The following is a 14610-nucleotide window of genomic DNA, read 5'->3' as shown; positions in this document are numbered from 1 at the left end:
CCTATTGTGCCTGTTCAAACCCGGAGCGCCTCATGCTGCTCAGCGCCATCCTTACCGGCCTCGTTCTCGGGGGCACCTATGCCCTCGTGGCCATGGGCCTGACGCTGCAGTATGGCGTGGCGCGCATCATGAACCTGGCCTATGGCGACGTCATCATCGCTGCCAGCTTCGGCGCCTTCGTGCTGTTCACCGCCCTGGGCATCAATCCGCTGCTCGGCATGCTCGTCGTCATCCCCGCCGGCTTCGTGCTGAGCTGGCTGATCTATGCCGTTATGCTGCAGCCGCTGGCCCGCCGTTCGCGCGATCGCGGGCGGCTGGAGGGTGACTCCATCCTCGCCACCTTCGGCCTGCTCTTCGTCATCCAGGGCGTGGCTTTGGTCATCTTCGGCGCCGGCTTCCAGAGCTACAGCTTCCTCGCCGTGCCGGTCGATATTCTCGGCACCACCATCGCCGCCAACCGGCTGCTGGCCTTCGTTTTGGCGGTGGTCTTCGGCCTGGGCCTGTGGCTCATGCTGACCCGCACCCGCTTTGGCACCGTCATCCGCGCCGTCGCCGCCAATCCGGCCTCGGCGCCCCTGGTGGGTATCAATGTCGACAGCGCCGCCCGCTTCGCCTTCGCGCTGGGCGGCGCGCTCGCCGCGGCAGGGGGTGTCGTGGTCTCGATGTATCTCACTTTCTCGGCCACCATGGGCGTCATCTTCACCATGAAGGCGCTGATCGTCGTCATCATGGGCGGCGTCGGCAATCTCATGGGGGCGCTGGCTGCCGGGCTCATCCTGGGCCTTGTCGAAACGCTGGTCGCCAGCTTCATCGATCCCGGCCTGACGCTGGCCGCCACCTATCTCATCTTCCTCGCCGTGCTCGTCATCCGCCCGCAGGGCCTGTTCGGAAAGGCCGCGCGATGATGAAGCTGCTTGCCGCCCTCGTCGCCCTTGCCGCACTCGCCTTCGTGCCGGCCTTTGCCGGCCCCTATCCGCTCGGCCTGGGCATCGGCATTCTCGGCTATGGCGTGCTGGCCACCGCCTGGGCCATGTTCTCCGGCCCCACCCGCTATATCTCGCTGGCGACGGTCGCCTTCTTCGGGCTCGGCGCTTACACCGTCGCCGTGCTGGCCGATGTGTTGCCCTATCCGCTGGTGCTGCTGGTCGCGGCCCTGGTCGGGCTTGTGGTGGCGCTGATCGTGGGGCTGGCGACGCTGCGCCTCGCCGGCATCTATTTTGTCATCTTCACCTTCGGGCTGACCGAACTGGTGCGCCAGCTCGTGACCTATTACGAGGTCAACGTCACCCGCACGCTCGGCCGCTATGTCTTCCTGCCGATCGGCCCGGAACATATCTATTGGCAATTGCTGGCACTGCTCGCGGCAACGCTGGCCATTGCCTTCTGGGTCAGCCGCTCGCGCATTGGCCTGGCGCTGCGCGTCATCGGCGACGATCCCGATGTGGCCAGCCATCTCGGCGTGCGGATTACCCGCACCAAGCTGACGCTGTTCTCCATCTCCTGCGTCATCATGACCTTGGCCGGCGCCATCCAGGCGCCACGCTGGACCTATATCGAGCCGTCCATCGTGTTCAATCCGACCACATCATTCCTCGTCGTCATCATGGCCCTGCTCGGCGGCCCCAACAGGCTGTTCGGCCCGCTGCTCGGCGCTATCCCGCTCTTCCTGCTGTTCGAGTGGCTCTCCGCCAACTTCCCCAACCATTATTCGATCATCCTGGGCTTGCTCTTTATCGCCATCGTCTTCGTGCTGCCCAATGGCGTGCTGGCGGCCGGCGACAGCCTATGGTCGCGCCTGACCCGCAAGGCGGTGCGCCCATGAGCCTCCTCTCGCTCCGTGGCGTCACCAAAAGCTTTGGCGGCCTCACGGCCGTCAACGGGCTCTCCTTCGATCTCATCGCGGGCGAAACCGTCGGCCTGCTCGGCCCCAATGGCTCGGGCAAGACCACCGCGCTCAACCTGATTTCGGGCTATCTGCCGGTCAGCGACGGCATCATCGCCCTCTCCGGCGAGACCATCAGCACAATCGGCCCCGAGCGTATCGCCCATCGCGGCGTGGCCCGCACCTTCCAGCTGGTGCGCGCCTTGCCGTCGCTTTCGGTGGGTGAAAATGTGCTGGCGGCCCTGGCTTTCCGCAAGGCGCCGGTCTGGGGCAGGCAGGCCGAAAGCCATATCGAGCGCCTGCTGGCCGATGTGGGCCTTGCCGGCCGCGCCGCCCAGCCGGCCGACAGCCTCACCTATATCGATCTCAAGCGCATGGAACTGGCGCGGGCTTTGGCCTCCGATCCGCAACTGCTGCTGCTCGACGAATGGCTGGCCGGCCTCAACCCGACCGAATTGCGTGCCGGCATCGCCCTCATCACCAGCCTGCGCCAGCGCGGCATCACCATCCTGCTGGTGGAGCATGTCATGGACGCCGTCCGCGCGCTCTGCACCCGCTGCATCGTCATGAATGCCGGCAGCAAGATTGCCGATGGCCCGACCGCCGAGGTGCTGGCCGATGCCGAAGTCATCCGCGCGTATCTGGGGGACGACCATGCTTAGCGCCGGCCCCATCTCGCTGCATTATGGCAAGCATCTGGCGCTCGATGGCGTCTCGCTCGACGTCGCCGATGGCGAAACCGTCGTCGTGCTCGGCGCCAATGGCGCCGGCAAGTCGAGCCTGCTCAAGGCTCTTGCCGGGCTGGTGAAGCCCGCGCCCGGCGCGCGCGTCATGCTTGGCGGCGATGATCTCCTCGGCCGCCCCGCCCACAAATATCCCGAAGCCGGCATTGCGCTGGTGCCCGAGGGGCGCGGCATCTTTGGCGAGCTCACCGTGGCCGAAAATCTCGAACTCGGCGCCTATGTCAGCCATGCAAGGCCGCATGAGGCCCGCCAGCTTGCGCTGGTCTTCGACCTGTTCCCGCGCCTCGCCGAGCGGCGGCAACAGATTGCCCGCACCATGTCGGGCGGCGAGCAGCAGATGCTGGCCATCGGCCGGGCGCTGATGAGCTGTCCGCGCCTGCTGATGCTGGACGAACCCAGCCTGGGCCTCGCGCCCATCGTCACCACCGAACTCTTCGCCGCCCTCGCCCGCATCCGCCAGACCGGCATTGCCCTGCTGGTGGTGGAACAGAACGTCAAGGCGAGCCTAGCCATCGCCCATCGCGGCTATCTCATGGAAGCCGGCCGCATCACCGGATCAGGCACATCAGATGCCTTGCGCGGCGACGTCGCCGTGCAGCAAGCCTTCCTCGGCGCCGCAGCGCCATCAGTAGAAAACGGAGTGTCCCCATGACCGATCTCGGCCTGCTCATCAATAACGAGGAATTGCAAGCCACCGGCGGCGGGACTTTCACCCGCAACAATCCCATTACCGGGGAATTGGCGACCCGCGCCGCCGCCGCGACGGTGGATGACGCGTTGCGCGCCGCCGATGCCGCGGCGGCCGCCTTCCCCGGGTGGAGCCGGACGGCGCCCGCCGCCCGGCGCAGGATATTGCTCGCTGCCGCCGATCGGCTCGAAGCCCGCACGGATGATTTCATCGCGGCCATGGGTGCCGAAACCGGCGCCACGGCAGGCTGGGCCGGCTTCAATGTCATGCTCGCCGCCGAAATGCTGCGCGAAGCGGCATCCCTCACCACCCAGATTTCCGGCGAGATCATTCCGAGCAACCGCCCCGGCTCCACCGCTTATGGCGTGCGCCAGGCGGCCGGCGTGGTGTTGTCCATCGCGCCGTGGAATGCCCCGGTCATCCTCGGCGTGCGCTCGCTGGCCACGCCTTTGGCCTGCGGCAATACGGTGGTGTTCAAATCGAGCGAGATTTGCCCGCGCACCCACCGGCTGATCGCCGATGCGCTGTTCGAGGCGGGCCTGCCGCCCGGCGTGCTCAATGTGGTGTCCAACGCGCCTGAGGATGCGCCCGAACTGGTCGAGGCGCTGATCGCCCATAAGGGGGTGCGCCGCGTCAATTTCACCGGCTCGACCCGGGTCGGCCGCCACATTGCCGAAGTCTCGGCCCGCAACCTCAAGCCGGCTTTGCTGGAACTGGGGGGCAAGGCGCCCCTCGTGGTGCTCGACGACGCCGACCTCGAACAGGCCGTCGCCGCTGCCGCCTTCGGCGCCTACATGAACCAGGGCCAGATCTGCATGTCGACCGAGCGCATCGTGGTCGATGAGAAAGTGGCCGACCAGTTCGTCGCCGCGCTGGCTGCCAAGGCCGCCTCGCTCAAGGCCGGCGATCCGCGCCAAGGCAATACCCCGCTGGGGTGCCTCGTCGATCTCAGCGCCGCCCAGCGCATCGATGCGCTGATCAAGGATGCGGTGGCCAAGGGCGCCCGCGTCGTGGCCGGGGGCGGCATCGACGGCACCATCATGCAGGCCACGGTGGTCGATGGCGTCACCTCGGGCATGAAGCTCTATCGCGATGAATCCTTCGGGCCAGTCGTGGCAGTGATCCGTACCGGCAGCATTGACGAAGCGGTGCGGGTCGCCAACGATACCGAATACGGGCTTTCCGCCGCCGTGTTCGGCCGCGATGTCACTCGCGCCATGGGCGTGGCCGCCCGCATCGAATCGGGCATCTGCCACGTCAACGGCCCCACCGTGCATGACGAGGCGCAAATGCCCTTTGGCGGCGTCAAGGCGTCGGGCTATGGCCGCTTCGGCGGCAAGGCCGGCATCGCCGAATTCACCGAACTGCGCTGGATCACCGTACAGGACGGCCCGATCCACTATCCGATCTGAGGGGATATTGGACGCAGCCTACTGGCCGGATTTTGAGGTCTGCAGGTATCGAGCATCGTCCAGCAGGATTTGATTGCTGGCGTCATCTTTGAAAGCAACGAAGGGCCAGACTTGCGTCTGGCCCTTTGATCGTTTCTCCGATGATGGAGATTTGGAGCGGGCGATGGGATTCGAACCCACGACCCTAACCTTGGCAAGGTTATGCTCTACCCCTGAGCTACACCCGCGCTCCGTTGTCTTCGTGCTGCCTTGGCAGTCCGGCGACGCGCGCCTATATGCCCAATCGAAACGCCTATTGCAACCCACATTTTGGCGCGGATGCCATCTTGTCGTCGCCTTGTGGATTGAAGGGCTTGTCACATCACCGTTCGCGGGCGCAAGAAGGGCCGCGAATATCCCAGTTTGCTTGTGTCTAAGGGCCCTGTTTAGCTCATGTCCACTCCGTTCAATGGCGTTGCCCCTGCTCCCCAGTCCGCCCCTCCCGCCGGGGCACTGATCAAGGAATCGTCGGATCAGGCCTTCAAGGCCGACGTGATCGATGCCTCGCTCGACCAGCCCGTTCTGGTCGATTTCTGGGCGCCCTGGTGTGGCCCGTGCCGGCAGCTGACCCCCACGCTGGAAAAGGTCGTCAACGAGAAGGCTGGGGCCATCAAGCTGATCAAGATCAATATCGACGAGCATCCCCAGATTGCCGGCCAGCTCGGCGTGCAGTCGATTCCGGCGGTCTTCGCCTTTTCCGGCGGCCGCCCGGTCGATGGTTTCATGGGCGCCATGCCCGAGGGTGAGGTGCGCCGCTTTGCCGAGCGCGTCATTGCCGGCGCGCCGGCTCCGCAGCCGGACGAGGGCTCGATGGAAGCCCAGATCACCGAAGCGGTCGCCGCCGCCGAAGCTGCGCTGACGGCTGGCGATCTGGGCCGTGCCGCGCAGATCTTCGGCATGGTGCTGCAGCACCAGCCCGATCATGTCGCCTCGCTGCTCGGCCTGACGCGCGTCTACCTGGCCGCCAACGAGACCGAGCAGGCCAAGGCCACGCTCGACATGGTGCCCGAGGCCGAGCGTAAGGGCGATGCTTATACCACACTTGCCAATTCCATCCGCCTGCTGGGGGAAGCCGCCAATCTCAGCGAAACCGCGGCACTCGAAGCTGCCGTCGCCGCCAATCCGGACGACCACCAGGCCCGCTACGACCTGGCTCTGGCGCTCAATGCCGAAGGCAAGAGGCTGGAAGCCGCCGAGGCGCTGGTGACCATTTTCAAGCGTGACCGCACCTGGAACGAGGATGGTGCCCGCAAGAAGCTGCTGGAATTCTTCGAGGCCTGGGGCCCCAAGGACCCTGCCACTGCCAAGGGTCGCCGCCTGCTGTCGGCAGCCCTATTCTCCTGAGACAGCCGCCATGCTCAAGCGCCCTGCATCGCCGGCTGACCTGCCAAAATCGGTCCCGCTGTTTCCGCTCAGCGGAGCTCTTTTGCTGCCGTTTTCTCATCGCCCGCTCAATATCTTCGAGCCGCGCTATATCGAGATGGTGGATGCGGCCCTGCGCGGCGACCGGTTGATCGGGCTGATCCAGCCCGAGGATACCAGCGAGGAGAGCCCCAAGGGCCGCAGCCCGCTGCAGGCCATCGGCTGCCTGGGGCGGCTGACCCATTTCGAGGAAAGCGGCGAGGGGCGCTATTTCATCATCCTCGAAGGCGTTACCCGCTTCCGCCTCGCTCATGAGCTGACTGTGATGACGCCCTATCGGCAGGGGGTGATCGCGGCCGAGGATTTCGCCACGGATTTCGCCCGCGATTTTGGCGAGGACGCGGTGGATCGCGAGCGCTTCGTGCGGATGATGCGCGACTATGCCGAATTTGCCAGCATCGAGCTCAACTGGGACGAGATCGAGCGCACCGGCACGGCCGACCTAGTCAATTTCTGCTGCATGGTCGGCCCCTATGGTCCGGCCGAAAAGCAGGTTCTGCTGGAGGCGCAGACGCTAGAGCAGCGCGCCGAGACGCTGATTGCCATGACCGAATATGAAATCGCCCGCGGCGGCAGCGGCGGCGCCGCGCCGCTCAACTAATCATGAGCCAGACGCCGGCCATCGATCCGCGCCATGTCTTCGATGTAAAGACGCTCGAAATGCTGGTCTGTCCACTGACCAAGACGCGGCTGACCCTTTCGGCCGACCGGACCGAACTGATCTCGGTGGCGGCGAGGCTGGCCTTCCCCATCGTCAAGGGCGTTCCCCTGCTCACGCTGGAGGAAGCCCGCAGCGTCGAGCCGGAAGCCCTGCGGCAACTGCCCGAACTCAAGGGCGACGACTAGGGCGGGGGAATGACCTCGTAGCGGTCGCGGATATGCGCCGCGAAATAGCGCCCCTGCGACTCTGCCGCGCACAAGTCGTCGAACACCTCTTCGGGCACGTCGCGATAGCCATAGGGCTTGTCGTCGCCGGCGAACCACAAATGCAGCAAGCGCTCCTCCGCATCATACTCCGCCCGCCAGATCGCGCTGGAGTTCAGGCGCACCATGGTCAGATCGGCAACCCGCTGAGCAGCCTGGGCCCGCTGGCGCCGACGCCCGAGGCGGTGCGGATCAGCGCCGATTTGAGGGGGCCGGCGCGGTCGACCAGGCCCAGGCCGAAATCGCGCAAGGCCCGCACCGGGGCGATATCGTTGGAGAAGAGGCGATTGAGCCCGTCGGTCATGGCGGCCATGCTCGATGTATCGAGCCGGCGCCAGGCCTGGTAGCGGCCGAGCACGTCGTCGCTGCCATGGTCGAGCCCGAGGCGGATCGCCTCGATCACCACTTCGGCCAGGGCCGCCACATCCTTGAGGCCGAGATTGAGGCCCTGCCCGGCAATGGGATGGACCACATGGGCGGCGTCGCCCACCAGCGCCAGCCGCGGCGCGATGAAGCTCCGGGCGATCTGCAGCCGCAGCGGAAACCCCACAAGCTTTTCCTCTGTCGTAACGGCGCCCAGCGTCGAGCCCATTACGGCCTCGATCTCCCCCGCCAGTTCGGCCGGCGCCATGGCGAGGAATCGCGGCGCAGTCTCCGCGCTTTCGGTCCAGACCAGCGACGAACGATTGCCTGGCAGCGGCAGGCTGGCAAAGGGGCCGGCCGGGCGGAAATGCTCATAGGCCACCCCGTCATGCGGTAGCTCATGGCCAATCGTGGTGACGAGCCCGGTCTGCCCGTAGTCATTGGCGATGACGCCGATGCCGGCCATGCCGCGCAGGGCGGATTGCCCGCCATCTGCGGCCACCAGCAGCGGTGCGGTGAGGATGCGCCCGTCGTCCAGCAGCAGCCGGGCCGTGCCGGATTCAGCGCCATAGCCGGTGATCGTGGCCGGCGCGATGACGGAAATCCTGTCGGACACGACGTCGAGCAGCACCTGCCCGCTCACGCTGTTGGGCACCATATGGGCAAAGGCCTCGCCCGGCGCGATATCGCCGTCGAAGGTGAGGAAGAGCGGTCGCGAAATGTCGCCCGCACCCGAATCGGTGATCCGCATGGCCTTGATCGGCTGCGAGGCGGCTTCCATGGCCGGCCACACGCCCAGCGCCTCGAACACCCGGCGCACGCCGGCGGCAATGGCCGAGGCTCGGGCATCGCGCGGCACCGAAAGCGGCCGGCGGTCCACCAGCCCGACGCGGATGCCGCGCGCCGATTGCACCAGCGCCAAAGCCAGCGTCAGGCCAACCGGCCCGCCCCCTACGATCAGCACGTCAAAGGCTTGTTCGCTCATCCCGATCTCCTTGTCGCCATTGTGGCCCTGCCATGGTTTTGCGCAAGCGCGCCGATCGCCGCGGGCGATGCCTGTTTTTTGCCCAATCCTCCGCCGATCCGCCCAAACATTGGGCATTTTCGTGATGCGGAAGCAGGCGGGACGTCTATCAAATCCTTAACCCGTTGAAATTGTGAGCGCTTTTCCCGCTCGCGCCAGTTGGCACGGCTTTTGAGTCTAGTTTGCCATTCCAGACAGCGCCAAGCGCAAAGGGGCTCACATGAAACTGGTGATCGCAATTATCAAGCCATCACGCCTCGAAGAGGTTCGCCAGGCTCTCAATTCCTTGGATGTTCACGGGATGACCGTGACCGAGGTGAAGGGCTATGGCCGCCAGAAGGGGCATTCGGAAATTTATCGCGGCACGGAATACGCCGTTCACTTCCTGCCCAAGCTCAAGGTCGAGATCGCCGTCGACGACGCTCTCGCCGATGCCGTCAGCTCCGCCATCCGTGACAGCGCCCAGACGGGCCGCATCGGCGACGGCAAGATTTTCGTGCTCGATCTGCTCGCCGTCACCCGTATTCGCACCGGTGAAACCGGCGCTTCTGCCCTCTAGCGTCATCGGGAGAAAACAATGAAGACGTCAAAGATTTTGGGGAGCGCCGCACTCGCCTCCCTGCTGCTGGCCCTGCCGGCATTCGCCCAGGACGCTGCCGCGCCTGTCGTTGAAGAGGCCGCCGCCATCGTCGATAAGGGCGACGTGGCCTGGATGCTGGTCTCGACCATGGTCGTCATCGTCATGACCATTCCGGGCCTGGCCCTGTTCTATGGCGGCCTCGTCCGCGCCAAGAATATTCTGAGCGTTCTGACCCAGGTGTTCCTCGGCTTCTCGATGATATCCATTCTCTGGGTGGCCTATGGCTATTCGCTGGCCTTTGCTGGTCCGACCGAAGGCGGGCTCTCGGCTTTCGTGGGCGATTTCTCCAAGTTCTTCCTCTCCGGCGTGACGCTCGACAGCCGCGCCGCCACCTTCTCGGCCGGGTTCGAGCTGCCCGAATTGGTCTTCGTGACCTTCCAGCTGACCTTTGCCTGCATCACCTCGACCCTCATCGTCGGCGGCATCGCCGAGCGCATGAAGTTCGGCGCGCTGATGGCGTTCCTGGCCATCTGGTTCACCTTCTCCTACATCCCGATGGCCCACATGGTCTGGTCGGGTCCGGGCCTGCTCTTCGGCCTGGGCGCCTATGACTTTGCCGGCGGCACCGTGGTTCACATCAATTCCGGTGTGGCTGCCCTCGTCGCCGCCATCGTGCTTGGCCCGCGCATCGGCTACATGAAGGAGCCGATTGCCCCGCACAACCTGGTCTGGACCTATGTTGGTGCCGGCCTGCTATGGTTCGGCTGGTTCGGCTTCAACGCCGGCTCCAACCTCGAAGCCAATGCGCTGACCGCGGTTGCCCTCATCAACACCGTGCTGGCTCCGGCCGCCGCGGCTCTGGCCTGGGTCATCGGTGAAAAGATCACCCGCGGCCATGCTTCGGCACTCGGCGCTGTTTCCGGTGCCGTCGCCGGTCTCGTTGCCATCACCCCCGCCGCCGGCTTTGCCGGTGTCGGCGGCGCCATCGTGCTGGGCGCCGTGGCCGGCATCGTCTGCCTGTGGGCCGTGGTGAACCTCAAGCCCTGGCTCAAGTATGACGACAGCCTCGACGTGTTCGGCATTCACGGCATCGGCGGCATCGTCGGCGCACTGGGCACCGCCATCGTCGCCGCTCCCGGCCTCGGCGGCTATCCGCTGGGCGATGCTGCCGCCTACTCCATCGGCGGCCAGCTCACGATCCAGTTGACCGCCGTCGGTATCGCCATCGTCTGGTCGGGCGTCGTGGCCCTGGTCGCCATGCTCATCGTCAAGGCCATCTTCGGCGGCGCCCGTGTCTCCGAATCCTCCGAAAGTGATGGCCTCGACCTGTCGAGCCACGGCGAGCGCGCCTACAACTAAGCCTGATCGCCGGGCGGCTTTCCGTGGCCGCCCGGCCTGCCTTCCGACCAAGGATTGATCGTGGCGTGCGGCTCGTGTCCCTCTTGGCCCGCCACAGAGGCTTCCCACTCGCAAAACTGCACGGGCCGCACCCCACGATCAATGTCCCGCCGGTCCCTCCTCGCGACCAGCGGCCAACCTGGCCCGCCTCCTGGAGGCGGGCTTTTCTTTGTGCGCTGGTATGGCGTGGAGTGTCCGTTCCCCTCTGGGTCGATCTCTCTTCGGAGAGATGACGCCGGCGCCACTCGGTACGTCCAAAATCCCATGGTTAGCCTTGGGTTAACCCGACCTCGCTAATCTGGCGGCATAGTGGGCCCGGTCTCAGCCGGGCAGTATTGAGTTCGCCCATGCCCAGTTCCCCCTCGCCAGTACTCGATGAAATCCGCTCCGTGCCGCAGCGTTCGCGCAGCGCCGCCTCGAGGGCAGCGCCGGTGCCGCCCCCGGCATTGGCGATTCGCATCCCGGTGCGGCTGGTCGGCCTGGTGCTGCTTGCACTGGTGGCGGTCTGCCTCGTGGCCCTGGCCTCCTGGTCGGTCGACGATCCGAGCTTTTCTTACGCCACGGCCAAGCCGGCGGCCAACTGGCTGGGTTTTCCCGGCGCCGTCATAGCCGACGCCCTGTTCCAGGTGCTGGGGCTTGCCGCTTTGGCGCTGCTGGTGCCGCCGGCGCTCTGGGGCTGGGCTTTTGCCCGCCGCCGCATGCCCACTCATATGGGCCTGCGCAGCCTGGCCTGGCTCGCCGCGACCGTGCTGGGCGCCGGCGTGCTGTCCTTCGTCGCCATGCCCGCCACCTGGCCGCTGCCCACCGGCCTGGGTGGCCTGCTGGGCAATGGCTTCACCACCCTGGCCGCTCTCGTTACCGGCGAAGCCCCGCAGGCGGTGACTGCGGTGCTCTTTGCCATCATCATCGCCATTCCGGCTCTGGCTGCCTTCTGGATCGCCATGGGCCTGGGCACGGCCATGCCAACAGGCCCGCGCAAGGTCGCGCCGCTGGCTGCGGGCCGCAAGGGCGCCGCTGCCCCGGTCGAGGATGACGAACCCGAAACCAACCCGGTTGTCGATATCGTGCTCGGCGCGCTGGTCCATACCGGCTATTCCCTGCGCACCGCCTTCCGCCGTGCCCGCGCCAGCCATGCCGAACGCCGCGCCGCCGAAGCCGCCAGCTGGCGCGACGACGAGATCGAGCCGAGCATGGATAGCCATGCGCCATCGGGCGAACGCCGCGAGCCTTCCATCGCGCCGCGCCGCATTCATGCGCCTGCCGAACCGGGCTTCGAGCCCGAAATCTCGCCGCGCATCAATGCGCGTCCAAGCTACGACGATACCGAGCTCGACTACCCCGACGAGGCCGAGGACGATACCCCCTTCGTGCCCGATGCTGCCCCGGTCGCCGGCCATCAGCAGCGCGGCGATTCGCGCTTCCATCCGGTCGATCCGGCCAAGCCGCGCGTCGCGGCGCCCGCTCCGCGTCCGGCCCCGGGCCAGCGCATGATGCGCGAAGCCCAGGCCAGTTTTCTCGACGAACCCGGCGGCTTCGAGCTGCCGCCGCTGAGCCTGCTCTCCGAGCCCCGGCATCTGGGCCCGTCGCCCGAGCATGCGCCGGAGCGGCTGGAAGCCATGGCGCGGCGCCTGGAAGAGGTGCTGAGCGATTTCGGCGTCAAGGGCGACATCATCAATGTCCGCCCCGGCCCGGTCGTGACCCTGTTCGAGCTGGAGCCGGCCCCCGGCATCAAGTCGAGCCGCGTGATTTCCCTCGCCGACGATATTGCCCGTTCCATGTCGGCCATTTCCGCTCGCGTTGCCGTGGTGCCCGGCCGCAATGCCATCGGCATCGAATTGCCCAACCAGGTCAGGGAAACTGTCTATTTCCGCGAAATGCTGGCCAGCTCCGATTTCGAGAAGATGAAGGGCAAGCTGCCCATCTGCCTCGGCAAGACCATTGGCGGCGAGCCCGTCATTGCAGACCTCGCGCGCATGCCGCATCTGCTCATTGCGGGCACCACCGGCTCGGGCAAGTCGGTGGGCATCAATACCTTCATTCTCAGCCTGCTCTACCAGATGACGCCCGAGCAATGCCGCATGATCATGATCGATCCCAAGATGCTTGAACTCAGCATCTATGACGGCATCCCCCATCTGCTGACCCCCGTCGTCACCGACCCGCAAAAGGCGGTCGTGGCGCTCAAATGGGCGGTGCGCGAGATGGAAGATCGCTATCGCAAGATGAGCAAGATTGGCGTCCGCAATATCGACGGCTTCAACCAGCGCGTCACCGAATCCAAGGCCAAGGGCGAGGTCATCACCCGCACGGTGCAGACCGGCTTCGACCGCGAAACCGGCGAGGCCATCTTCGAGAGCGAGGAATTCGATCTCGAGCCGCTGCCCTATATCGTCGTCATCGTCGACGAAATGGCCGACCTGATGATGGTGGCGGGCAAGGATATCGAAGGCGCCATCCAGCGCCTGGCCCAGATGGCCCGCGCCGCCGGCATCCACATCATCACCGCCACCCAGCGCCCCTCGGTCGACGTCATCACCGGCACGATCAAGGCCAACTTCCCGACCCGCATCTCGTTCATGGTGACGAGTAAGATCGACAGCCGCACCATCCTGGGCGAGCAGGGCGCCGAACAGCTGCTGGGCAATGGCGACATGCTCTACATGGCCTCGGGCGGCCGCACCAAGCGCCTGCACGGCCCCTTCGTGGCCGACAGCGAAGTCGAGGCCGTGGTCAACCATCTCAAGAGCCAGGGCGCGCCCGACTATCTCGACTCGATCACCGAGGAAGAGGATGAAGGCGGCGAATTCGGCGAGGAAGCATTCGGTGAAGCCGGTGGCGGCTCGGGCGACGAGCTTTATGACAAGGCCGTCCATATCGTGTTGAGCGACAAGAAGGCGTCCACCTCCTATGTGCAGCGGCGCCTGGGCGTCGGCTATAACAAGGCAGCGACCCTGATCGAACGCATGGAACGCGAAGGGGTGATTTCGCAGGCCAACCATGCCGGCAAGCGCGAAATCCTGGTGGGCAACAACGCGGATGGGTATTAGCCACTTTCGCGGTCCGGGGCTCCAAGCGCAATCGAAGGGACTCGACTCTATTTCAGTTTGCACTTATATAAGCAGCAACTGAAATAAGGAGTTCCCCATGGCTTTCGATCTCGCCGCCCATCTGGGCGCCATGACCCGCGAAGTGCATAACCTGGAAAAGGACGGCCAGCCCGCCAAGGCGGTTTTCGCTTCTCGCGTCTATGATACCACGCCGCCCGACCTGTGGGATGCTTTGACCCGGCCGGAGCGAATCAAGCGCTGGTTTGCCCCCGTCAGCGGCGATCTCAAGCTGGGCGGCCGCTACTCGGTGGAAGGCAATGCCAGCGGCACCGTGCTTGAATGCGAGCCGGAAAAGAAGGTGGCCCTGACCTGGGAATTTGCCGGGGCAATCTCATGGGTCAACCTGACGCTGACGCCTGAAGGCGCCGGCACGCGGCTTGAACTGGAACATATCGCCCATATCAGCCCGCATTGGGATCGGTTCGGTCCGGGTGCGGTCGGCATCGGCTGGGATCTGAGCTTCATGGGCCTGGCGCGTTACCTTGCCGATCTGAGCTTTGAAATGCCGCCCGAGGCGGCTGCCCAATGGTATGCCACTGACGAATACAAGTCTTTGGTGCGCACCACCGGCGACGGCTGGGGCCAGGCGGATATCGCCGCCGGTGCAGACCGCCGGCACGCGCTGGAGGCGGCCGAGGCGACCAGAAAATTCTATACGGGCGAGGCCCCCCCGGAAAACTGATGCACGCTTTCGACGTCCTGGGCGATCCCGTCCGCCGCCGCATTCTCGAACTCCTCGCCGAGCGTGAGCACACGTCCGGCGAGGTGGTGGAGGTCATATCGGCCGAATTCGGCATTTCCCAGGCCGGCGTCAGCCAGCATCTCAAGGTTCTGCGCGAAGCCGGCTTCGCCCGGGTGCGGCCCGAAGGCACGCGGCGGGTCTATGCGCTCGACGCCACGCCCTTGCGCGATATCGACGACTGGCTGGAGCGTTTCCGGGTGTTCTGGCCCATCCGGCTCGACGCTCTGGCCACCGAAGTCGCCCGCGGCAAGAAGGCGCGGGGCGAGCTCTGACCACTGCCGACGGA

Annotated in this window: 15 protein-coding genes and 1 tRNA gene; 13 read left to right on the top strand and 3 right to left on the bottom strand. The window is 65.7% G+C overall.

Annotation, left to right across the window (positions count from 1 at the left end; translation table 11 throughout):
- The first annotated feature begins 32 nt into the window (after positions 1–32).
- Genes ASD04_RS09530 through ASD04_RS09510 form a run of 5 tightly spaced genes read left to right on the top strand, consistent with a single transcriptional unit; the run spans position 33 to position 4725 of the window.
- Positions 33–905, top strand: a complete 873-nt coding sequence (locus ASD04_RS09530; RefSeq protein WP_056255749.1) for a branched-chain amino acid ABC transporter permease — start codon at positions 33–35, stop codon at positions 903–905.
- Entirely contained in the window at positions 902–1822 is a 921-nt protein-coding gene (locus tag ASD04_RS09525; protein WP_056255746.1) for a branched-chain amino acid ABC transporter permease, read from the top strand. The genes ASD04_RS09530 and ASD04_RS09525 overlap by 4 nt, the downstream gene beginning before the upstream one ends.
- Positions 1819–2544: an ABC transporter ATP-binding protein gene (locus ASD04_RS09520; RefSeq protein ID WP_056256567.1), complete on the top strand. Its 726-nt coding sequence runs from the start codon at positions 1819–1821 to the stop codon at positions 2542–2544. Before ASD04_RS09525 ends, ASD04_RS09520 begins: the two co-directional genes overlap by 4 nt.
- The gene (locus ASD04_RS09515; protein WP_056255745.1) at positions 2537–3277 is read left to right on the top strand and encodes an ABC transporter ATP-binding protein; all 741 of its coding nucleotides are present in this window, start codon (positions 2537–2539) and stop codon (positions 3275–3277) included. Before ASD04_RS09520 ends, ASD04_RS09515 begins: the two co-directional genes overlap by 8 nt.
- Entirely contained in the window at positions 3274–4725 is a 1452-nt protein-coding gene (locus tag ASD04_RS09510; protein ID WP_056255743.1) for an aldehyde dehydrogenase, read from the top strand. The genes ASD04_RS09515 and ASD04_RS09510 overlap by 4 nt, the downstream gene beginning before the upstream one ends.
- Before the next feature lie 152 nt (positions 4726–4877).
- Here the strand turns inward: ASD04_RS09510 and ASD04_RS09505 are convergent.
- Positions 4878–4952: transfer RNA gene (locus tag ASD04_RS09505), tRNA-Gly, on the bottom strand.
- 205 nt (positions 4953–5157) lie between these two features.
- Between ASD04_RS09505 and ASD04_RS09500 the strand changes: the two genes are divergently transcribed.
- From ASD04_RS09500 to ASD04_RS09490, 3 genes are read left to right on the top strand one after another with little or no spacing between them, the layout of a single operon-like run.
- A complete protein-coding gene (locus ASD04_RS09500; RefSeq protein WP_056255741.1) occupies positions 5158–6108 on the top strand; it encodes a co-chaperone YbbN in 951 nt (316 codons plus the stop codon).
- A 10-nt stretch (positions 6109–6118) separates the two neighbouring features.
- Complete coding sequence (locus ASD04_RS09495) at positions 6119–6787, top strand: LON peptidase substrate-binding domain-containing protein (protein ID WP_056255739.1); 669 nt, start codon at positions 6119–6121, stop codon at positions 6785–6787.
- A gap of 2 nt (positions 6788–6789) precedes the next feature.
- On the top strand, positions 6790–7032 hold the full coding sequence (locus ASD04_RS09490; RefSeq protein ID WP_056255737.1) for a Trm112 family protein: 243 nt from the start codon (positions 6790–6792) through the stop codon (positions 7030–7032).
- Here the strand turns inward: ASD04_RS09490 and ASD04_RS09485 are convergent.
- Entirely contained in the window at positions 7029–7238 is a 210-nt protein-coding gene (locus tag ASD04_RS09485) for a KTSC domain-containing protein (RefSeq protein WP_056255736.1), read from the bottom strand. The two genes, ASD04_RS09490 and ASD04_RS09485, sit on opposite strands and share 4 nt — an antisense overlap.
- A gap of 2 nt (positions 7239–7240) precedes the next feature.
- A complete protein-coding gene (locus tag ASD04_RS09480) occupies positions 7241–8458 on the bottom strand; it encodes an FAD-dependent monooxygenase (RefSeq protein ID WP_056255734.1) in 1218 nt (405 codons plus the stop codon).
- A 259-nt stretch (positions 8459–8717) separates the two neighbouring features.
- Between ASD04_RS09480 and ASD04_RS09475 the strand changes: the two genes are divergently transcribed.
- From ASD04_RS09475 to ASD04_RS09455, 5 genes are all read left to right on the top strand, one after another.
- Positions 8718–9056 (top strand): P-II family nitrogen regulator, encoded by a 339-nt coding sequence (locus tag ASD04_RS09475; RefSeq protein ID WP_056255733.1) that lies wholly within the window; start codon positions 8718–8720, stop codon positions 9054–9056.
- An 18-nt stretch (positions 9057–9074) separates the two neighbouring features.
- Positions 9075–10436 (top strand): ammonium transporter, encoded by a 1362-nt coding sequence (locus ASD04_RS09470; protein WP_056255731.1) that lies wholly within the window; start codon positions 9075–9077, stop codon positions 10434–10436.
- Positions 10437–10822: 386 nt separating this feature from the next.
- Positions 10823–13522 carry a DNA translocase FtsK gene (locus ASD04_RS09465; protein ID WP_082531122.1) on the top strand — a complete coding sequence of 900 codons (2700 nt, stop codon included), beginning with the start codon at positions 10823–10825 and terminating at the stop codon, positions 13520–13522.
- A gap of 97 nt (positions 13523–13619) precedes the next feature.
- A complete protein-coding gene (locus ASD04_RS09460; RefSeq protein ID WP_056255729.1) occupies positions 13620–14264 on the top strand; it encodes an SRPBCC family protein in 645 nt (214 codons plus the stop codon).
- Positions 14264–14596, top strand: a complete 333-nt coding sequence (locus tag ASD04_RS09455) for a metalloregulator ArsR/SmtB family transcription factor (protein WP_056255728.1) — start codon at positions 14264–14266, stop codon at positions 14594–14596. The genes ASD04_RS09460 and ASD04_RS09455 overlap by 1 nt, the downstream gene beginning before the upstream one ends.
- The last annotated feature ends 14 nt before the right edge of the window (positions 14597–14610 follow it).

This window comes from Devosia sp. Root436, assembly GCF_001426345.1.
Taxonomy (GTDB): domain Bacteria; phylum Pseudomonadota; class Alphaproteobacteria; order Rhizobiales; family Devosiaceae; genus Devosia.
Note: the sequence above shows the minus strand (reverse complement) of the source record. Positions and strands in the feature narration are given on the sequence as shown.